Origin of the sequence: Apilactobacillus intestinapis, from assembly GCF_049166695.1 — a bacterium.
Taxonomy (GTDB): Bacteria; Bacillota; Bacilli; order Lactobacillales; family Lactobacillaceae; genus Apilactobacillus; species Apilactobacillus kunkeei_C.
The window spans coordinates 319,560-340,731 of record NZ_JBMHFD010000001.1 but is presented as its reverse complement, the minus strand read 5'-3'; the positions used below and the strand labels follow the sequence as shown (position 1 = coordinate 340,731).

21 protein-coding genes and 1 riboswitch are annotated in these 21,172 nt (G+C 34.5%); of the genes, 16 read left to right on the top strand and 5 right to left on the bottom strand.

Annotation, left to right across the window (positions count from 1 at the left end; genetic code table 11):
* Positions 1 to 43: 43 nt before the first annotated feature.
* Positions 44 to 655 carry a glycerol-3-phosphate 1-O-acyltransferase PlsY gene (gene plsY, locus ACOMA7_RS01880; RefSeq protein WP_053791718.1) on the bottom strand — a complete coding sequence of 204 codons (612 nt, stop codon included), beginning with the start codon at positions 653 to 655 and terminating at the stop codon, positions 44 to 46.
* A gap of 152 nt (positions 656 to 807) precedes the next feature.
* Here plsY and parE point away from each other — a divergent pair, with 152 nt between their 5' ends.
* The 7 genes from parE (at position 808) to msrA (ending at position 9,235) form a co-directional block, all read left to right on the top strand.
* Positions 808 to 2,778, top strand: a complete 1,971-nt coding sequence (parE, locus tag ACOMA7_RS01875) for a DNA topoisomerase IV subunit B (protein WP_053791719.1) — start codon at positions 808 to 810, stop codon at positions 2,776 to 2,778.
* 12 nt (positions 2,779 to 2,790) lie between these two features.
* Positions 2,791 to 5,259, top strand: coding sequence for a DNA topoisomerase IV subunit A (parC, locus tag ACOMA7_RS01870; protein ID WP_421391661.1), 2,469 nt, complete (start codon positions 2,791 to 2,793; stop codon positions 5,257 to 5,259).
* Between the two features lie 128 nt (positions 5,260 to 5,387).
* Positions 5,388 to 6,356 carry a LysR family transcriptional regulator gene (locus ACOMA7_RS01865; RefSeq protein WP_054608119.1) on the top strand — a complete coding sequence of 323 codons (969 nt, stop codon included), beginning with the start codon at positions 5,388 to 5,390 and terminating at the stop codon, positions 6,354 to 6,356.
* A 21-nt stretch (positions 6,357 to 6,377) separates the two neighbouring features.
* Complete coding sequence (locus ACOMA7_RS01860; protein ID WP_034531169.1) at positions 6,378 to 7,304, top strand: manganese-dependent inorganic pyrophosphatase; 927 nt, start codon at positions 6,378 to 6,380, stop codon at positions 7,302 to 7,304.
* 123 nt (positions 7,305 to 7,427) lie between these two features.
* Positions 7,428 to 8,135 carry a nicotinamide mononucleotide transporter gene (locus ACOMA7_RS01855; RefSeq protein WP_054605546.1) on the top strand — a complete coding sequence of 236 codons (708 nt, stop codon included), beginning with the start codon at positions 7,428 to 7,430 and terminating at the stop codon, positions 8,133 to 8,135.
* Positions 8,136 to 8,258: 123 nt separating this feature from the next.
* Positions 8,259 to 8,696, top strand: coding sequence for a peptide-methionine (R)-S-oxide reductase MsrB (gene msrB / locus ACOMA7_RS01850; RefSeq protein WP_054608121.1), 438 nt, complete (start codon positions 8,259 to 8,261; stop codon positions 8,694 to 8,696).
* Between the two features lie 17 nt (positions 8,697 to 8,713).
* Positions 8,714 to 9,235 (top strand): peptide-methionine (S)-S-oxide reductase MsrA, encoded by a 522-nt coding sequence (gene msrA / locus ACOMA7_RS01845; protein ID WP_034531164.1) that lies wholly within the window; start codon positions 8,714 to 8,716, stop codon positions 9,233 to 9,235.
* A gap of 38 nt (positions 9,236 to 9,273) precedes the next feature.
* Here msrA and ACOMA7_RS01840 read toward each other — a convergent pair whose 3' ends face one another.
* Positions 9,274 to 10,248 carry a DNA/RNA non-specific endonuclease gene (locus tag ACOMA7_RS01840; protein WP_421391585.1) on the bottom strand — a complete coding sequence of 325 codons (975 nt, stop codon included), beginning with the start codon at positions 10,246 to 10,248 and terminating at the stop codon, positions 9,274 to 9,276.
* 73 nt (positions 10,249 to 10,321) lie between these two features.
* Here ACOMA7_RS01840 and ACOMA7_RS01835 point away from each other — a divergent pair, with 73 nt between their 5' ends.
* The gene (locus ACOMA7_RS01835) at positions 10,322 to 10,867 is read left to right on the top strand and encodes a metal-dependent hydrolase (RefSeq protein WP_054608123.1); all 546 of its coding nucleotides are present in this window, start codon (positions 10,322 to 10,324) and stop codon (positions 10,865 to 10,867) included.
* A gap of 27 nt (positions 10,868 to 10,894) precedes the next feature.
* Here the strand turns inward: ACOMA7_RS01835 and ACOMA7_RS01830 are convergent, their stop codons facing one another.
* Positions 10,895 to 12,607 carry an NFACT RNA binding domain-containing protein gene (locus tag ACOMA7_RS01830; RefSeq protein WP_301945732.1) on the bottom strand — a complete coding sequence of 571 codons (1,713 nt, stop codon included), beginning with the start codon at positions 12,605 to 12,607 and terminating at the stop codon, positions 10,895 to 10,897.
* A gap of 157 nt (positions 12,608 to 12,764) precedes the next feature.
* Between ACOMA7_RS01830 and ACOMA7_RS01825 the strand changes: the two genes are divergently transcribed.
* From ACOMA7_RS01825 to ACOMA7_RS01795, 7 genes are all read left to right on the top strand, one after another.
* Positions 12,765 to 13,634, top strand: a complete 870-nt coding sequence (locus tag ACOMA7_RS01825) for a DegV family protein (protein WP_053792674.1) — start codon at positions 12,765 to 12,767, stop codon at positions 13,632 to 13,634.
* Positions 13,635 to 13,742: 108 nt separating this feature from the next.
* The gene (locus ACOMA7_RS01820) at positions 13,743 to 14,699 is read left to right on the top strand and encodes a ketopantoate reductase family protein (protein ID WP_053791725.1); all 957 of its coding nucleotides are present in this window, start codon (positions 13,743 to 13,745) and stop codon (positions 14,697 to 14,699) included.
* A 64-nt stretch (positions 14,700 to 14,763) separates the two neighbouring features.
* Positions 14,764 to 14,858, top strand: a riboswitch (THF riboswitch).
* 65 nt (positions 14,859 to 14,923) lie between these two features.
* Positions 14,924 to 15,469, top strand: a complete 546-nt coding sequence (locus ACOMA7_RS01815) for a folate family ECF transporter S component (protein ID WP_054608126.1) — start codon at positions 14,924 to 14,926, stop codon at positions 15,467 to 15,469.
* A 20-nt stretch (positions 15,470 to 15,489) separates the two neighbouring features.
* Entirely contained in the window at positions 15,490 to 15,957 is a 468-nt protein-coding gene (locus ACOMA7_RS01810) for a glutathione peroxidase (RefSeq protein WP_054608127.1), read from the top strand.
* 54 nt (positions 15,958 to 16,011) lie between these two features.
* Positions 16,012 to 16,467 carry a hypothetical protein gene (locus ACOMA7_RS01805; RefSeq protein WP_054608128.1) on the top strand — a complete coding sequence of 152 codons (456 nt, stop codon included), beginning with the start codon at positions 16,012 to 16,014 and terminating at the stop codon, positions 16,465 to 16,467.
* Between the two features lie 2 nt (positions 16,468 to 16,469).
* Complete coding sequence (locus tag ACOMA7_RS01800; RefSeq protein WP_421391580.1) at positions 16,470 to 16,628, top strand: hypothetical protein; 159 nt, start codon at positions 16,470 to 16,472, stop codon at positions 16,626 to 16,628.
* Between the two features lie 247 nt (positions 16,629 to 16,875).
* Positions 16,876 to 17,406, top strand: a complete 531-nt coding sequence (locus ACOMA7_RS01795; protein ID WP_054608129.1) for a GNAT family N-acetyltransferase — start codon at positions 16,876 to 16,878, stop codon at positions 17,404 to 17,406.
* 105 nt (positions 17,407 to 17,511) lie between these two features.
* Here ACOMA7_RS01795 and ACOMA7_RS01790 read toward each other — a convergent pair whose 3' ends face one another.
* Positions 17,512 to 17,946 carry a GNAT family N-acetyltransferase gene (locus tag ACOMA7_RS01790; RefSeq protein WP_414826891.1) on the bottom strand — a complete coding sequence of 145 codons (435 nt, stop codon included), beginning with the start codon at positions 17,944 to 17,946 and terminating at the stop codon, positions 17,512 to 17,514.
* 244 nt (positions 17,947 to 18,190) lie between these two features.
* Here ACOMA7_RS01790 and ACOMA7_RS01785 point away from each other — a divergent pair, with 244 nt between their 5' ends.
* On the top strand, positions 18,191 to 18,619 hold the full coding sequence (locus tag ACOMA7_RS01785; RefSeq protein ID WP_421391577.1) for a hypothetical protein: 429 nt from the start codon (positions 18,191 to 18,193) through the stop codon (positions 18,617 to 18,619).
* Positions 18,620 to 18,669: 50 nt separating this feature from the next.
* Here the strand turns inward: ACOMA7_RS01785 and ACOMA7_RS01780 are convergent, their stop codons facing one another.
* On the bottom strand, positions 18,670 to 21,171 hold the full coding sequence (locus ACOMA7_RS01780) for a carbamoyl phosphate synthase preATP-grasp domain-containing protein (RefSeq protein ID WP_421391575.1): 2,502 nt from the start codon (positions 21,169 to 21,171) through the stop codon (positions 18,670 to 18,672).
* Between the last annotated feature and the right edge of the window lies 1 nt (position 21,172).

Below are 21,172 nucleotides of genomic sequence, written 5' to 3'. Positions count from 1 at the left end.
CGCAATAAAAAAGCACTGCAATTAAGCAGTGCTTTTTTTGTGTTTATTTATTGTTTTGATGTTTGTATACCAAACCAAATGGAACTAAGTTTTCGTTACCTTCTTTAATACGTTGAATGTTACTTCTGTGCTTAATGAAAATAAAGATTGTTAGAATAATACCAATAACGCCAAGTACGTAATCATGATCCAATAAAATCAAGATTGTGATTAATGGAAATGAAATCATACTTGCTACACTAACCATACTAGTTAGGTAAGTAAATGAAATTTCAAAGATAAAAGCACATAAGAATAAGATTGGATGAATTGCTAGTAACATTCCGGCACTAGTAGCAACGGCTTTACCACCCTTAAACTTAGCAAAGATTGATAATGTATGTCCCAATACAGCGAATAAACCAAATACGATTGGTGATACGTTAGAGATATGGAAGAATGTTGGTAGCAATGTTGCAATGGTACCTTTTAAAATATCTAATACCATAACAACAGCACCGGCAGTCTTACCAAGTTCTCTAAATGTATTGGTGGTTCCCATATTTCCAGAACCTAACTTGGTAATATCTTTATTGAAAAAGACCTTACCAATCCAGATTCCATTAGGAATTGCCCCTAACAAGTAAGCGACAATTAATAAAATTGTGATTTTCAAAAATGGTTCCTCCCAAAAATTAACTATCTATTAATTTTACCATTTTTAAGCATTATGACAACATCTTCTCTATATAGGACGTTTAATATTCCCTTTTAAAAGCGTTTTAAATAAGGTAATATATTATATTGTATGAAAGGGAGTGCGTTACGATGGCTAAGAAGTCAGAAAATTATAATGATGACTCCATCCAGGTCCTAAAGGGTCTGGAGGCAGTTAGAAAGCGCCCTGGTATGTATATCGGTTCTACTGATAGCAAGGGTCTTCATCATTTGGTATACGAAATTGTAGATAATGCAGTCGATGAAGCATTAGCAGGATACGGTGACGAAATTGACGTTACTATCCATAACGATAATAGTATAACTGTGGTGGACCACGGACGTGGGATGCCAGTGGGAATGCATTCATCAGGTAAGCCAACTCCCGAAGTTATCTTAACCGTGCTACATGCCGGTGGTAAGTTCACCGAAAATGGTGGATACAAGACTTCAGGGGGACTACACGGGGTTGGATCAAGTGTTGTTAATGCACTATCAACTCACTTAAGCGTGACAATCGTAAGAGATGGCTACAAATATGAAGAAGATTTTGAAAATGGTGGTCAACCAATTGGAACTTTGAAAAAAATTGGTAAGACAAGTGAACACAGTGGAACAACTGTAACATTTAAACCAGATTCAGCAATCTTTACTACAACAATTTATAATTATGAAATACTAAAACAACGTTTAAGAGAATCTGCCTTCTTGTTAAACGGAATTAAAATTACTTTGACTGACGAACGTGAAGGACAAGAACGAAGCGATGAATTCTACTTCAAAGATGGAATCAAGGAATTCGTTCAATACTTAAACGAAGACAAACACACATTAGGTAACATTATGTACTTTGACGGATCAAAAGATGGTGTTGAAGTAGAAGTTGCTGCTCAATACAACGATGGTTATACAGAAAACACATTATCATTCGTTAATAATGTTCGTACCAAAGATGGTGGTACGCATGAATCAGGATTTAGAAGTGCCTGGACTAAATCATTCAATGACTTTGCTAGAAGAGTGAAGTTACTTAAAGATAAAGAAAAGAACCTAGATGGTAGCGATGTGCGTGAAGGACTATCAGCAATCATCTCTATTAAGGTGCCCGAAGAAATGCTTCAATTCGAAGGACAAACCAAGGAAAAGCTAGGAAGCCCAGAAGTGCGTTCTATCGTCGACAACATCGTTTCCGAACAATTAGGTTACTACCTAATGGAAAACGGTGAATTCGCCCATGAATTGGTTCATAAGTCCCTTCGTGCCCGTAAGGCCAGAGAAGCTGCGCGTAAGGCCAGAGATGAAAGTAGAAATGGTAAGAAGAAACACAAGAAGGAACGTTTACTATCAGGTAAGCTAACACCAGCTCAATCTAAGGATGTTTCTAAAAATGAATTGTTCCTAGTCGAAGGGGACTCTGCCGGAGGCTCTGCTAAGCAAGGCCGTGACAGAAAACATCAAGCTATCTTGCCACTTAGAGGTAAGGTTTTAAATACCGAAAGAGCTAAGTTAGACGATATTCTCAAAAATGAAGAAATTAGTACCATGATTTACACAATTGGTGCCGGAGTGGGTCCAGAATTCAACATTTCTGATGCCAACTACGACAAGGTTATTATCATGACCGATGCCGATGATGATGGTGCTCATATTCAAATTCTACTATTAACATTCTTCTACAAGTACATGCGCCCGATGGTTGAACAAGGTCGTGTCTACATTGCACTACCACCGCTATACAAGATTCAACAAAAAGCCGGTAAGAAGAATCATGTTGATTACGCATGGACCAATGACGAATTAACCGATAAGTTAAAGGAATTCGGTCAACACCCAGCTCTTCAAAGATTTAAGGGTCTAGGTGAAATGAATGCTGATCAATTATGGGAAACTACTATGGATCCTGAAAACAGAACATTAATTCAAGTTCAAATCGACGATGCTGCATTAGCCGAAAAACGTGTTACTACATTAATGGGTGACAAGGTTGAACCAAGACGTGAATGGATTGAAGAAAACGTTAAATTCACACTTGAAGAAGACGGCAGCATCTTAGATACCACCAAAGAAACAGAAAATGAGTAGATAGGAGGAACTATAGTGGTTAATCATTCAGTTATTGAAAAACTAACGCTTGAACAAATCATGAGTGAAAGATTTAGTAGATACTCTAAGTCAATTATTCAAGAAAGAGCGTTACCAGACGTTCGTGACGGATTAAAACCGGTGCAACGTCGTATTCTATACGCCATGAATAAAGACGGAAATACTTATGATAAGGGATTTAGAAAGTCAGCTAAGTCCGTTGGTAATGTTATGGGTAACTTCCATCCCCATGGTGATAGTTCAATCTATGAAGCATTAGTACGTATGAGTCAAGAATGGAAAATCAGAGAACCATTAATCGAAATGCATGGTAACAATGGTTCAATGGATGGAGATCCAGCTGCGGCTATGCGTTATACAGAAGCACGTCTAAGTAAGATTGCTTCTGAAATGCTAAGAGATATTGATAAGGATACTGTTGACTGGGTGCCTAACTTTGATGACACCGAAAATGAACCAACAGTATTACCATCTCGTTTCCCTAATCTATTAGTTAATGGTGCAACCGGGATTTCATCAGGTTATGCAACCGAAATTCCTCCTCACAACCTATCTGAAGTATTAGATGCTTTGATTTACCTACAAAAGCATTCAGACGCTACCTTAGACGACTTAATGCAATTCATTAAGGGACCAGACTTTCCAACTGGTGGAATCGTACAAGGCCTAGACGGTATTAAGAAAGCATATGAAACTGGACGCGGTAAGATTATCATCCGTTCTAAGACAGATGTTGAAGAATTACGTGGTAACAAGACACTTATTCGTGTAAGTGAATTACCATACGAAGTTAATAAGCTACAACTAGTTAAGCAAATCGATGAAATCAGAATTAACAAGAAGATTGATGGAATTGCTGAAGTTAGGGATGAAAGTGATAGAAACGGTCTATCAATTGCAATTGAATTAAAACGTGATGTTGATGCAACTGGTATTCTTAACTACCTATTTAAGAACACTGATCTACAAATCAACTATCACTTTAACGTCGTTGCAATTAATAAGATGAGACCAGAACGTCTATCATTAAAGGAAATTCTAGAATCATACCTAGATTACCAACGCTTGATTGTTGCTAAACGTACTAAGTACGACTTAGACAAAGCAATGGCAAGACAACACATTGTAGACGGTTTAATTAAGGCCTTATCAATTTTAGACCAAGTTATTAAGACCATTCGTGCAAGTGATAACAGAAAAGATGCATGTAATAACTTAATCTCTGAATTCGACTTCTCTGAAAAACAAGCAGATGCGATTGTTAAGTTACAACTATATCGTTTAACTAATACTGATGTAGTCGAACTACAAGCCGAAAAAGATAAGTTAAGTGCAGACATTCTAGAATACAACACCATCTTAAATGACAAGAACGAACTAAATAAGGTATTAACCGAAGAGTTCAAAGACATTAAGAAGGCTTATGGTAACGATCGTCTTACTAAGATTGAAACAGAAGTTGAAGAACTTAAGATTAGTAAAACTATCACTGTGCCAGAAGAAGACGTTGTTGTACTAGTCAGTCATGATGGATATCTAAAACGTAGTAGTGTTCGTTCATACAAAGCTTCAGAAGTTGAAGAAAATGGTCTAAAGGAAGACGATTATCCAATCTTCTTAGAACAAATGACTACACTACAACACTTATTCATGTTTACTAATAAAGGTAATCTTATCTATCGTCCAGTTCATGAAATTACAGATGCTCGTTGGAAAGAAACCGGTGAACATATTTCTCAAACTATCGGTCTAGCCGATGACGAAGAAATCATGAAGGTTATGTCATTTAAGACATTGAAAGAAACTGGTAAGTTTGTAATCTCTACTAGTGACGGATACATCAAACAAACTGAGTTTGATAAGTTAACTCCTGGTAGAAATTACCGTTCAAGACCTGCTGTATTTGAAAAACTAAAAGATGATAGTGCAAATGTAGTTAATGTTGATTACCTAGCAGATGCAAATGCTAATCCAAATGTCTTTATTGCATCTAACGTTGGACTAGCTACTTGTTTTGAATTAGATGAAGTATCATACTCTGGTGCAAGATCTACTGGTGTTCGTTCAATGGACATTAGGGATGAAGAACAAGTTGTTGATGTGCAACTAGTAGAACAAGACGATAAGGTAGGGATGATTACCCAACGCGGATTCTACAAGAACATGAAGGTAGATGAAGTACCTCTTGCTAGTCGTGCAAGAAGAGGGGTTCAAGTTCTAAAATCATTGAAGAAGAACCCACATGAATTGGTTGACTTTGTAAAACTAGAAAAGGCAACTGATAGCTTTAACCCAATTAGAGTATTTACTAATAGACGCCGTGTCCATGATATTATGCCAGGTGACCATCCAGTAAATGATCGTCAATCAAACGGTTCTGCTGTGATGGATGTCGATGCTGAAGGTACACCAACCAGCATGGCGGTATTACATCCTGAAGTAGTGGCAAATATTAAGTAATATAACTCCAATAGAAATTTATTATTATTATCATAAAATATATTGTTATTTTATGATGAATAGGTTATTATATTTTAATGAACTATTAATAGATAATAATATGTAATAAATGATATAGGGGTATAAGCATGAAAAAAACTAAGCAAGAAAATATTTTCTCTTCTAAGACACTTTCATACTTTTTGCAATTAGCAGAAACTATGAATTACACCCAGGCTGCGCAAATTTTGGGAATTACGCAACCTGCATTAACTCAACAAATTAAAAAACTAGAAAAGACAGTTGGCGCTCCGTTGTTTTACTCAATTGGTAAAAAGCTAAAGTTATCATCTGCCGGTAACATTATGCTTAAGTCAACTAAAGATATTTATGAAATTCTAAACCAAACTGCTGATGAAATTGAACAATCAAACAGTGCATCAACTGGTGACATCAACATTGGTGTTCTATCATCAATCCAAGTTAAAGTTTTTGAAAAGTTCATTGCTCAACTTTACAAGAAGAATCCTGAACTAAAGGTTAACCTAAGAATGTTAACTCGTAAGGAAATTTGGGAAAGTTTGGAAAACAACCGTATTGATTTAGCAATTATGTACTTACCAGATTCATCAATTAAGAACTGGAAGCCATACGAAGCTCAAAAAATTATGAGCGATGACTTAATGTACATTCATCACAACGAAAAATTAGCTGGTAAGGATAAGATTAAGTTCAAGGACACATTGGATCGTCCTTGGGTTACTTACCCAGAAGATTACTTCTTAGATTCAATCCTAAAGACTGAATACAAAGATCAACTTCTAGATAATCCTAAGAGTGGCGCTTGCTTCTCAACTCCTGACCAAATTTTACGTTTTGCTGTTAATACTGGATTAAATACTGCTCTTCCAAGTTCATTTATGATTGACAAAGATGTCAAAACATTGGAAGATAATAATACATGGGTTGCCCGTTTAAATCCAAATATCAATTTTGATTTAGCATTCGTTTACAGAACTAACAAGAAGATGATTCCTCGTGTTGGTTCATTCCTAGACGAATTCGATGCCTTCTTAGATGAAGAAGACTACCTATCAAGATTAAAGGACAACTACTAAAAATACGAAGGAAGTTTTATTATGGCTAAAGAATTAGTTTTCGGACACCAAAGTCCAGATACTGATGCAATTTGTGCAGCTATCGAATATGCATATTTACAAAATAAACTAGGATACGACGTTGAAGCCGTTGCTCTAGGTACTCCAAACGAAGAAACTAAATTTGTTTTAGATTACTTCGGTCAAGAAGCACCTCGTGTTATTACTGAAGCTTCATCAGAAGTAGACTCAGTTATGCTAGTAGATCATAATGAACCTCAACAAAGTGTTTCAGATATTGATAAATTAACAGTTACTCACGTAGTTGATCACCACAGAATTGCAGATTTCAACACTGAAAAGCCTGTATTCTACCGTGCTGAACCAGTTGGTTGTGTAAGTACTGTATTATTTGAAATGTTCAACGAAAAAAATGTTGAAATTCCTGAAAAATTAGCTGGTCTAATGCTTTCAGCAATCATTTCAGATACTTTATTACTAAAATCACCAACAACTACTGATGTTGATAAAAAGGCCGTTGCTGAATTAGCTAAGATTGCTAAGGTTGATGCTGAAGAATACGGTATCAAGATGCTAAAAGCTGGTACTAACGTTGATGCTAGATCTGACAAGGACCTAATCGACGGTGACGCTAAGTCATTCACTATGGGTGGCAAAGCAGTACGTATTGACCAAATCAACACTGTTGATTTAAATGACGTATTAAAACGTAAAGAAGACTTATTAAAGGCAATGGAAGAAGAAGCCAAAGCAGAAGGCTACGACTTATTCTTAGTAATTGCTACTAACGTATTAGACAGTAACTCTGAAGCCATCGTTTATGGTGAACCAAAGGATGCTGTAGAAAAAGCATTTAACCAAAAAGTTTCAGAAGATACAATTGCACTTCCTGGTGTAGTATCAAGAAAGAAACAAGTTGTTCCTCAATTAACTGATGTTTTAGACTAATACTAGGACGTATTGAAAGGACACATCCTAATGGGTGTGTTCTTTCTTTATATATAAAAATATCTGACAGCGTTGCTTCCGGAATACGGCTGTCTCAAATAAAAACAATAGGAGATCTTCAAAATGGTAAAGGTATTTAGAAATTTAGCTACTTCAAAGACAATGGATTTATTAGGAATCGCAATCATCTTCTTATCAGCGTTTCTTTCAGGTTATTTATTCGAATCACTAAACGATGTGACTCATTGGGGCCATTGGGCAATATTTATTCCGTTTGGATTAATCAGTGCCTTTGACGCTTGTATGTCAATCATGTCTACTAGATTGGTCGGCCGTTTTAGTAACCTAGGTAACTGGATTGGTGTTCCAGAAATCATTCTTGGATGTGCAATTGATTATTTATTGGGAAACCATGGGGCAATCTTAACTTATCCAATTAGTTTTATTATCCAAATTTGGGCAATTAGAACATGGACTAACTCTGATAAATTCAAGAAATCTGATTTTATGAATACCAAAAAGGGACAAATTGTTTTTGTACTATTGTCATTATTATCATTAGCATTCAGTTTTGGTATTAATTACATTGGATACGGTAGTTTAAATTCATCTGATTCAGTTTTATATGTATTAACTAGTTTTGTATTTGGAATTTCATTGATTGCAAATATCATGAATGCAATGAAGATATCAACACAATGGAAATTCTGGCTATTATACGACTTTATTCAACTAGCTAAGGCAATTAGCCAATTCAACTTTGCAAACGTCGGTAAGTACATTTATTACATCCTAATGGCACTTGCTGGAAATGCATATTGGAAGGATTAATTACTATATTTTTCTGTGCTAATAATTTGCATTATTTTTTATAATCGTTATCATTATAGTTATGTCGTGTACGATATATCTCCACCAGATATATCAGATCAAGCAAAAGGAGCTGTTACGATTATGAAGAAATACAGTGAAGAAGAATTAAGAAGTAGATTAACTGACGAACAATACGAAGTTACTCAAAATGCCGGTACAGAAATGCCATTTTCAAACGAATATGATAACTTTTTTGAAGATGGTTTATACGTAGATATTGTATCAGGTGAACCTTTATTCACTTCAAAAGATAAATACAACTCTGGATGTGGTTGGCCAGCATTTACTAAGCCAATTCAACAAAGCAGCATTAAGAGTAATTTAGATACCTCACATGGTATGGTTAGAAACGAAGTAAGAAGTAGCGAAGCTAACTCACACTTAGGTCACGTCTTTCCTGATGGACCTAAAGACAAGGGCGGATTGAGATACTGCATTAACTCAGCATCATTAAGATTCATCCCAGTTGATAAGTTAGAAGAAGAAGGCTACGGCCAATACGCTGCAGAATTTAAATAGGAAGGGAGATTTGTTTTATGAGTAAAGATACAGCTATTTTCGCAGGAGGATGTTTCTGGTGCATGGTTGAACCATTCGATCAACAACCAGGAATTGAAAGTGTTATCTCAGGTTACACAGGAGGACACGTTGCAAACCCAACATATGAACAAGTATGTAGCCATACAACAGGTCATACTGAAGCCGTTGAAATTACATTTGATCCTGAAGTAATTTCATACAAGGATTTAGTCGAAATTTACTGGAGACAAACAGATCCAACTGACGCTTCTGGTCAATTCCAAGACAGAGGTGACAGTTACCGTCCTGTTATCTTCGTTAACAGTGAAGAACAAAGAAAAGTTGCTGAAGAATCAAAGAAGCAACTAGCTGAAAGTGGCATGTTCGATGAACCAATCGTTACATCAATCGAAGATGCTAAACCATTCTATCCAGCTGAAGACTATCACCAAGATTTCTACAAGAAGAACCCATTACGAGCTCAAATTGAAGAATTAGGTGGCCGTCAACAATTCAAGGATACAAAGTGGGCTAAATAATAATAAAAAGGTTCCTAGCATAAGCTAGGAACCTTTTTTTAATACTTATGTCTATAATAGTGACGACGTGAATGGTATTGGTAATGTTTAGTATTTTTCTTATATTCTTTTCGATACTTTCTTTCGTAGTGCTTTTTAATTTCGTGATGAACGACACCTGCTACAACAGCATCTCTTACGTAATGATGTTTCTTGTATGAGTTACGGTGATTATTGAACGATGGCGCGTTTGCAGGTGTAGGCACCTTAATCTCGTTATTTATCTTGGATCTACCGGTTGCATAGTCGAATTCAACACCAGGTTGAACATTGAAGATGTAAACGTTAAAGTTCAGACTTCCATCAATTGAAATGGCTTGCATATGAACACCGCGAGCCATTAATTCATTTCCTCTAAAAATAGGGGTGACTTGGAAAATAACCTTTTTATCTTTTCTAAGTGCTTCTCTGACTTGTGATTCGTAAATTGTTTGTAGTTTTTGATTACTGAATGCAGTTTGCGTAAATAGGTTCTTCAAATTATTTTGATCACCAGATTGTACCGATGGTTCGTATTTACCATTTACGCTGATTCCCTTAGATAAACTGTAGGCAATTTCATGACCACGATTGATAATAGCGTCGTTGTTAACGAATTTTTGGTGCCATCCTGTTGGTTGAACCACTTGTCTGGTTCTTAGGCTGTCATTGGCAATATTACGCTTTTCTAAGTATGCAGTATTACCTTCAGATGTTCTGTTTAAGGAATCAAGATTGGTGTATTCTACGTGGTTATATTTCCAATCAGATGTTTTTAAATTAGACGCATCATTATTCACGGTCATGATTGCTGACGTATTATTTTGATAGTTAAGTGATGCTAAATCACTTGTATTAGTATTGGGCAAATCTTTGGTAACGTCTGATGACTTGCTGCTCTTGGTAGCAGTGCTTTCATTACTATTATTTGCACAGCCACTGAGGACTAATGAAAGTCCAATAGTAATAGTAGCCATTAGTTTAGTATATTTCAATTAAAAATCCTCCTAATAAACCTATGTATGATAAAATAGTTGTCTAATGTTAAATACGTAAGGAATGTTATTTTTGGCGCTAAGAAAAACGCATATTGCTTCAGCAGAAGCAGTAATGATGGGTTATGCCATTTCGACTAGTCAACCATTACCAATTATCATAACTGAGGCAATTGGTGTATGGATTGGTAGTCAACTTCCTGATATTGATCAAAGACAAACTAGAATAAATAAGAAAACCGGTGTAGAAACATCCTTTCTGACCTTATGGGGTCATCGAACCTGGTCACACAGTATTTGGATACCAGCTTTCCTATTTATTTTAGCACGCTACAGCTCTAATAGCCCAATCCTAAATGGAATAAGTGTCTATGGATATAAAGTGATGGGATACTTTTATTTTACGTTGGTTTTGGGATACTTTCTGCATGAACTATTAGATGCTTTTTCGGTTGAAGGAATTAGATGGCTATATCCATTAGGAAATCGTAAAATCATACGTAAGAAGGGCATATTTAGATATAAAGTTCATAGTATGAAAGAAATCATGATTAGATATGTTTCCGTTACGATAGTAGTGATTGAATTGATTTTCTATTTATATAAAAACTTAAAATAAAAAGGGGTGCATCAAAGATGCATCCCTTTATTTATTTTCTCTTAATTGATCAACGAATTCTTTACTTGGCGTTACAAAGATAGTCTTTTGACCTTCGTAAATAACAAATCCAGGCTTAGAACCATTTGGCTTTCTGATTTTTTTAACTTGAACATAGTCAACGGGAACGGTTGCTGAATCTCTTGCTTTAGAGAAGTAGGCAGCCAGCATTGCGGCAGTTTCGATGGTTTCATCATCTGGATTGAAGTCCTTGATGATAACGTGAGAACCGTGAATCTTTTGCGTATGCAACCAAGTATCTCTCTTATCAGCATCCTTCATTGTTAACTTATCGTTTTGAAGGTTATTCTTACCTACAAGAATATGAATACCTTTGTCAGTAATAAATTCTTCGGGTTTACTAATCTTGGTATTCTTATTCTTGCTCTTAGTATTACGGTTGTTATGATGCTTTAAATATCCTTCGTTTTTTAGTTCGACTTTGATGTCGTCTAAATCAGATGGGTTAGCAATCTCAATTTGTGAAAGGATGTTTTCAAAGTAGTCAATTTCATCATTGGTCTTCTTTAATTGTTCAGTCACAAATGAGACAGCATTCTTTTCCTTTTGATAACGTTTAAAGTATTTTTGCGCGTTTTCTGAAGGAGTCAACTGATTAGAAATACTGATGTCGATCTCATTTCCATTATCATAGAAATTAGGAAGGGCAATCTTAGTCATTCCTTTTTGAATCTTGTATAGGTATGTGGTTAGAATTTCACCCTTAATACGATATTCATCAGCATACTTAGTGTTATCCAAAGTCTTTTCAAGTTTCTTCTTCTTGTTTTTATTCTTCTTTAATTCGCTTTTAGCAACCTTAATTAATTGGCCACCTTGTTCACGGACACGATCCAATCTAGCCTTTGTTTCGTAGAAGTTGTCTAGTAATTCACTTAATGTATCATATTGAATGTTATTGTCTTCAAATGGATAGACATTAAAACTATTACTCTTACCATGTTCAATCATGGTTGGGATTGGATTGTCAAAGTGATCGAAGAACTTATCAAACTTATCTTTGACGGTACCATCTTGATGCATTGCTTGAGCAAGGTATAATGATGTGTCTTTACCTAGTCCTTGGATTCTCTTACGTAGTTCAGAAGAAAGCACTTCTTGGTTAGGGAATTCCTTGGTTAAGTCTTCAATTTGGTGATAGTCAACGTTTTCATCAAATGGATTAACCATGTCTTGGTTTGGTGGGGTGATGTATGTGTCACCAGGTAAGATGGTTCTGTATCTATTCTTATCTGCGCCAATTCGTTTGATTGCATCGATGATTCGCATATCATCTTGTGTATCTACTAAAATAATGTTACTGTGTCTAGCCATGATTTCTACGACTAAACGCATTTCCTTTAAATCACCAATTTCGTTTCTAGTTGTGAAATGAAAAATCATTACACGGTCATTATCAATTTGGGATACTTTCTTTAAAACTGAACCACTAAGATGTTTTCTCAATGTCATTGTGAAAGTAGTTGGTGTGTGCGGATTCACGTATGGAATTCTTGAGACTTGCACACGTGCATAATTAGGGTTGGCTGAAATTAAAATTGGGTAGTTTTCATGGTTGGAACGAACTGTTAACACAATTTCATTATCATATGGTTGATTGATTTTGGATACTCGACCACCTGAAACTAATCGATTTAATTCACCAGTCATTGCATGAGTAAATGATCCATCAAATGACATTATCTCATCTCTCTTTCGTACAAAGTATTACATTCTAGTATAACTGATATGAAGGCAAATTAGCAAAAATAACAGAGTTCTCATGATATAAATATGTTTTAATGTTATAATTTTATTTATAAATAATCGTATGTATTATGAAAAAGGATGAAAGATAATGAAAATTGCAATCGTAACAGATAGTACTTCTTATTTATCAAAAGAAGAACAAGAAAAATATGGAATTCATATTGTTCATATGCCTGTAATGATTGATGGTAAAAGCTATGAAGAAGGCAGCAACATCTCAACAGATGAATTCTATGAAAAACTAAAAAACTCACAATCATTCCCAAGTACATCACAACCACCAATGGGTGAGTTGATTAACTTGTATGATTCGTTGGCAGATGAAGGTTACGACACTGTAATCAGCATTCATTTAGCAAGTACCATTTCTGGTTTTTACAATTCATTGTCAGCACTTGCACCAACCATTGAAAACATTAAGGTAATTCCTTATAACTCAAAGATTACTGTAAAACTAATGGGTAACTTGGCAATCGAAGCTGCAAAGAAGGTACAATCGGGGGCTAGCGTCGATGAAATCATTGAACATTTAGATCACGTTAGAGACACAATTGATGAAGTATTCGTTGTTGATGACCTACAAAACCTTGTAAGGGGTGGAAGACTATCAAATGCTTCAGCATTTTTAGGAAGTTTACTTAAGATTAAGCCATTACTAACTTTCGATAAGAAGAGTAATGAAATTGTGGCTTTTGAAAAGGTAAGATCTCGTAAGAAGGCACTTAAACGTACTGAAGAAATCTTCAAAGAAGCTGCTTCTAAGGTTGATTATCCATTAAAGGCAATCGTGATTAATGGTAATGATCCAGAAGCTGGACATGAATGGAAAGAAAATATTCAACAATTATATCCAGATATGAGTATTGAAGAAAGTTACTTTGGACCTGTTATTGGTACCCATTTAGGTAACAAATCTCTTGCTCTAGCTTGGATGATTGATACTGACAAAAAGGACTAGTTTTTACTAGTTCTTTTTTATTATTAAAAAACAATTAGAAAATGCATTGCTTTTTCTAATAATTAGTTCTATACTCATAACAACTTATAAAGATATGAGGTGTTGTTTATGAAATACGGAATTATTGGAGCAGGAGCAATGGGATACAGGTATGGTGTTTTATTGCAAGAGAATGCCGGCGTGGAAGTAGATTTCATCGAAACCTGGGAACCTAATGTTGAAAAGGTAAAGGAACAAGGTGGTGTTTACGTTTCACGTGACCATGAAAATAAACATTTAGTGCCGATTAATATCTATTACCCAGAAGACTATAAGGGACATCCTGATGTTTGGATTTTCTTCAAAAAACAAATGCAATTGGAAGAAGAACTTAAACGAGATAGTGCCGCTGGAATCTTCCATGACGATCAATATGCTTTTGCAGCGATGAATGGTATGGGCCATTTTGATAAGATTGAAAAGTATTTTGATAAAGATAAAATTGTTTGTGGTACAGCAATGATTGCCACAGTTTTAAACGGACCTGGTGATGTTGATTTCATGGGACCAGTAAATGGTGAATCAATGCACTTAGCACCATACAATGATAAAGAACCTGATGAAACTGTTAAGGCTCTATTTAATGACTTGAAAGACGCGAAATTAGGACCAATCATGGCCAATAACTGGATTAACATGTGTATGACTAAAGTTGTGTTCAACGCTGTTGTTAACACTCTTTGTACAATGTTTGAAGTCCAAATGGGACAATTCATTCAATATCCAAAAGCCCCAGAAATGGCAAGACAACTGTTTAATGAATCATTTGATGCTTGTGAAAGAGCAGGAATCTATATGGATCAAACCAGAGATGAACAAGTACAAACAGTTATCGATAACTGTCATCAACTAAAATTCCATTATCCTTCAATGTATCAAGACTTCTCAAAAGGTAGGGAAACGGAAGTTGACTACATCAATGGATACATTGCTAAATTAGGTAGAGATAACGACTACGTATGTCGTACTCATGAATTTGTTGTAAATCAAGTTCATTTGGTTGAACAAATGAGACAATTCAAATAATTAGACACCAAATATAATTGTTTTGTAATTATAAAAATGATAATATTAAGTTGCAACAAAAAATTTGGGAGTAGGTAGTTATGCGTAAAGTGCAGACGGAACGGAATGTGAACGTCTGACGAAAACTTAGGTTGCGATGTAACTGCCGCATTCGCCACAACTTTTTTATAATATCAACTTTTTATAATTATATGAGTGGCAGCTCCACTAGGAGATGTCTTTTGATGAATGTTTCAACTTTATTCAGGGTTCCACGTATTAACGTAAGGGACGCCGCTACAATTGCTATTTTAATGGCAATGACTTATGTTTTAGGAAGAGTCGGTATACATACACCAATCGTTGTATTTACTTTCTCATTTTTAGCTACTGCTGTATTGGCTTCAATGTACGGACCAATCGTAGCGGGAATCGTAGGTGGGGTATATGACGTATTCGTTACAATCCTAAGCGGTCAAATGTATTTGCCTGGATTTACTGTATCAGCCGTTCTATCAGCTTTCATTTTTGGTTTATTCTTATACAAAAATGAAAAGTTCAGTCCATGGAAAGCCATTTTAGCTCAATTGGTCATCACATTATTAGTAAATACTTTCTTGAATACTCTATGGTTATCAATGTCAACATTGACAGCTGGATACAGTTTCAAGGTATTCTTAATGACTAGATTGATCAAACAACTTATTACAACACCAATCCAAATGGTGCTACTAGTAGTTGTGCTAGGTAATCCAATTATGCAAAAGTTGATAAAATCTCGTTGGAAATAATTTAGATTTGGAGTGTAAATATGAGTACTATCTATGATTACCAGTTAACTGAAATGAATGGTCAATCCATCAATTTCGGTGATTTAAAGGGTAAGGTTATCTTAATAGTTAATACAGCTAGCAAGTGTGGTCTTGCTGGACAATTAAAAGATTTACAATACTTATATGATAAGTACAAAGATCAAGGACTTGTCTTAGTTGGTGTACCATCCAATCAATTCCACATGGAATTAAATAGTGATGAAAAGACCAGCGAATACTGTCAATTACATTATGGGGTTACATTCCCAATGGCTAAACAAGCAAAGGTAAATGGCAAAGATGAATTACCATTATTTACATACTTGAAGTCAGCATCTGGTAAGGGTCGTATTAAATTTAATTACACCAAATTCTTGATTAATAAAAATGGTGAATTCGTAAAACGTTACTCGCCATTAAAGAATCCACGTAAAATTGAACAAGATATTATCAATGAACTAGATTAATAACTAAAAGCATCCGTTTCGGGTGCTTTTGTTGTATAAAGGGGGAACTTGGCAATGTTTAATCAGGAAACACTAAAAGAAACAAGATTAAGAACAATTGAATCGTTAAAGGATTTATATGGTTTGTTAGTTTCATCCGCAATTGCATGGTTAGTAGCGTTAATTGGTGTTGCACTAGAGACATTTCAAAACTCGTTAGAACGTGCATATTACTTTTTACCAAGTATGACACCTAAACATTTTGATGAAATCTATCATAATGATTTATCAAACACGTTCAAATATGGCTTTTTAATAATAATCAGCGCGATAGTATTATTTATTATTCTAATGTGGTTACAACGTAAGCACGCATCTGTGATCCGTCGTATGGGTTGGTCAATCATTATTATTGTTCTTGGTGGTTTGGTAATGGCACAAACACTTACTAATGTTTACATGAATCATGATAAAGGTATCAATTATTATCATCCAGAACGCATGTATGAACACCATAAAGGAGGAAAATAACTATGATTGATTATGGATCCAGCTATGTAATACAAGGTTTTATTGCATTAATTGCTAAAGCAATATATTTATGGTTTATAACAACAGCCGTGGTATTGATCATAGTTATAGCAATGTTATTTGTCATAAATTACTGGCGCGTAATAAAAGGAAAATATTAAATATAATAAAAGCATCCAATTCGGATGCTTTTTTAATACATATATTGATGGGGAATACAGAGAACACTTCTCAGTTTACTTAAAATTATCTACTTTACATAATATATATTATGCGAAGTAGACTTAAAAAGAAGAAGTAGCAATGATTTTCAATTTTACATTTATTTATAACTTAATTTGATTTATATATTCCCGTAATATGTTTATGATATGATTTGTATAAATTCTTTGGAGGTTTTATTTATATATGATTACCTTTAGCAATCTATCTGATAATAATGATTCAAGTTATTGGTTAGATCTTTATTCAGATTCGTTTCCAATTAACCAACGAATTGATTTCAATGATTTAACTAATATTGCTAATTCTAATGACTACGTTCAAATGCTGTTAATTCAGTTAAATGCTCAAAATATCGGCATTATTTATCTTGTTGATTTTAACGATCAAGCATTCATATTATATCTTGCTATTGATGCTAATATGCGTGGTAACGGTTTAGGAAAATCTACCATAAACGCCTTGAAATCAAGGTTTAAAGATGGTTTTATCCTTGAATCTGAGTCTGTTTTAGTCGATTCTGCTAATCCTAAACAACGAAATGCTAGATATCGTTTCTATACCAGTAACGGTATGATTGATACTGACTTAGCAAGCAAGGATTCTGATGACGAATTCCACCTACTTACTTCAAATAAGGATGCTGGTGTTGATTTATACAAAAAAGCTAACCAAATCCTTGGTTTAGATGTAGATGTAATTAAATACAATAAATAGCAAAAAATAGGACGCTCTCTGCTGCACGTTTAAATGTTTATATGTATAGTTATACATTTGCGTGCAGTGTGAGACGCCCTAAATACATAAGATAATATTTAAAAATTAAAGTGACTTAATAAAATTCTTTTGATCTTTAATATGAATAAATCCAATGTGCTCATAAAAAGAATGAGCATTTGTTCGGTTCATTCCAGAATTCAATCTAATAGATTTAAAGCCTTTCTCAGTACCTAATGCTTCTAACCACTGAATAAGTTGGGTACCAATTCCCAAATGCTGTGCTTCACTGGATACAGCCAATGCTAAGACATTTAGAGTGGGTTCGCTGTAGATTTCGTCATAAACTTCTGCATGAATATAACCTAGAACTTTACGCTCGTCATCACTTTCATATGCTGCTAAATAATGATGATTTGTATCTTGTAAAATTTTACGAAGTTGGATTAGTGATTTATCTAATGGATATTCATATCCCAATTCTTTATGGTTAATTTCGCATAAATCTTCTATATCACTTATAGCAACAGGTCTTATCATTGATATTCTCCAATCTATTTCAGTTAAAATTGTTATAGATATATTACCATAATATAAATGATTTTATGGTAATTTATATTTTTAAATATTCTAAATATATCAGATTATTTTGATAAGACTTATAATGTCAGTTTTTAAGCTTCATATGATAGAATGCATTCATACTTAAATTTTAAGGAAAAGCAAAATGAATGTTTTAAAGTTAAAAAGATCTACATATTTAATTATTGGGATAATAATTATATTGGTTGTTTTTGGGATTAGAAACACCATTGATAATGGTAAATTTTATCAATTTACAAATAACAATGCTGGATTGCTTGTAAAAGCTGATGAAAACAAAAAAGTTATTTGGAAAATGATAAACCAAGACTCAGATGTTACATATCTATATTTCAACAAGAATAACCAAGTATTAATTGCTGAAGACAAATCTGATCTAAATGGAATCTATAAGAATCCAAACAATTATAGTGATAATATCGGAACATTTAAAAATAACGGTGGCGAAATTACTTTCAACATCAAGTACGACGAAGAACAAGTTAACATCAAAATTTACAATTTAAAGAAGGTTAACGACAATAAATTTGTTGGTATTAGTGAAACTGACTCTGGTAGTACTTCATTTAAGAAGAACATCACAATTACCAAAGATGGTTATATTAAGTAAAAAAGGGCGTCTGCGTCTATTAAAAAAAGCATTCCAAAATGGAATGCTTTTTATTTGTCATCGACTAATCTAAATTTGATTTTAGCCCCTACTTCTTGGGAACTATTAGCGTGATCAACTTTGACATTTAATTGTTTGAATGGGAAGGTTGCTTGCATATGAGTAACTCTGTTAGACATATCAGGCATATTCTTCATTAATTCGTTAATATCCAATCTCTTGGTGTAGAAACGAACAAGTGCCCTAACCCAATTAATTCCAGTTGCTCTGCTTAAGAATATTGTTTCAGTTAAACGTAGTGGCCTAATACCAACATACTCTGATTCGCCCTTCTTATTTTGGTTAAACAAAATTTGGACTAATCCAATCCAATTGGAACTTTGAATATGAGATTTAGATTCTTCGATATCTCTTTGTAATGCTTCATCATCTAATACATATGGTGTCTCGTATGCAGTTACATAATCTAAGTCACTCTTATTATTGCTAATTAACTTTTCTGTTGAGATAAAGTAACTTTCATCTTGAGTCACAAAGAAGTTCAATGCATAAGTAACATCCTTAGGTAAAACAACCCCTGTTTCTTGATCAGGTGGCAATACTTGAACGTTTAAATCAGTGTATTTCTTCAATTGTTTTAGTAGGAAATGTCTGTTTCCTGGAATAAATACTCTAACTGGTTTTTCCAGTTCAATAATGTTTAGAATTGCCCCTAATTGAATTGGTTCAATATATTGTTTATCACTAATTTGTGGACTTAGTGATAATGCGTTTGGATTGTTATTCATGACAATTGTCTTGTAACCGATTCTGTGTAGTTGGATTAACATTTCAGCTGTGTAGTAATCAGCAGCCGTATTAGGACCTAACTTGTTTCCACCACGACCGATTACTAAAGCGGTCTTTTCTGATTCTTGACTAGATTCGTTTTCTATTTCATAACTACTATAGAATGAACGAATGTTTTGATCAAATTCACCAGCTGAAGGTTCAATTGCCTTATATGTTGGGTATTCACCAGCAGCATGGTATAACTCTCTTACTTTTTCGATTGGTTGGTGCCAAGTTTCAGCCATCATACCATCACCAAAGCCATGATCATGAGCAACTTCAATGGTGCTTAGTTTCATTGGTTCTTTAATAATTAGTTCTTCTACATCCAACAATTCCTTTAACTTGTAGAAATAGAATTGATTAATCTTGGTTAATTCTTCTAATTCATCAACTTGGTAACCACGTCTTAGAGCTTCAATTAGCACTAATAAACGATCTGACTTAGGATGAATCAATTGACTGATTAATTCATCACTACTGATTTCATACATGCTGGGTAGAACATCACGAGGTGAGAATTGCGAGCTACGCAAAGCTTTCAACATTGCTTCTTCAACGGTTCTACCTACCCCAATCGTTGAACCAACAGACTTCATAGTAGTATTTAGATGTTGATTAGCTTCTGGGACATTATCAAATGGCCAAACCGGCATCTTAATTACAACGTGGTCTAATGTTGGTTCCATGATTGGTGTCAAACGGTGGTAATTAGCGTGTAATTGAATTTCTGGTAATGAATTACCTAACAAAAGATTTGTACATACGTAAACCAATGGATAGCCTGTAGATCTAGCAGCTAAGGCTGAACTACTATTAATCATTGGATTAATCTTTGTGATGTAGTAATTGCTACCATCATTGGGATCTAGCGCAAATTGAATGTGGCATAAACCAACGATGTTTAATAAGTCCATCATCTTAAATGTTGCAGTTCTTAAACTTTGGTACTCAATATCACCCAGTGTTTGAACCGGTGAAATTACGATTGAATCACCAGAATGGACACCAACAGCATCGATATTTTCCAAACCACTAATTAGAATCTTGGTGTTGGTTTGATCTCTTACGGCAACAGTTTCGATTTGTTTGTAACCAACAATGCTCTTTTCAATGATACATACGCTGTCGTCTTGAAATTCGTCTTCTAGCATGTCAGAAAGTTCTTCAGCATTATTACAGATGATTCTTTCAGTGCTTTCCTTATGGTTAACTTTTTTAATGTTAACTGGGAAACCAATTTCTCGAACTACTTCAAATGCTTCGGATTCACTTCTAACGATTTTAGAAGGTACTGCAGGTTCATCAATGCTATTAATAGCAATCTTCATCTTATCTGGATTATTAATAACCTTTAAGGACTCTTTAGAGATCCCTAAAACACGGACTCCTAAATCACTTAGAATTCCTTGGTTTAATAGTTCCTGTGTAACGTGAATTGCTCTTAATCCCCCTGCGATTGGAATAATTGCATCAGGAGATTCCTTCTTAATTACATCAAGAACATTTTTTAAATTAATTTCTTTTATAAAGACATTAGCCGGTTGAACTTCTGAAAGTGTAAGTGAAAAAGGATTATTATCAATCACTAAAACTTGAACGCCATTTTTCTTTAAGGCTGTCATCATTTGAAATGCAGCAGCATCAAGCTCAGTTTCACTACCAATTTTAGAAGGTCCACCACCTAAAATTAATACCTTCTTGATTTTATTATCTATCATT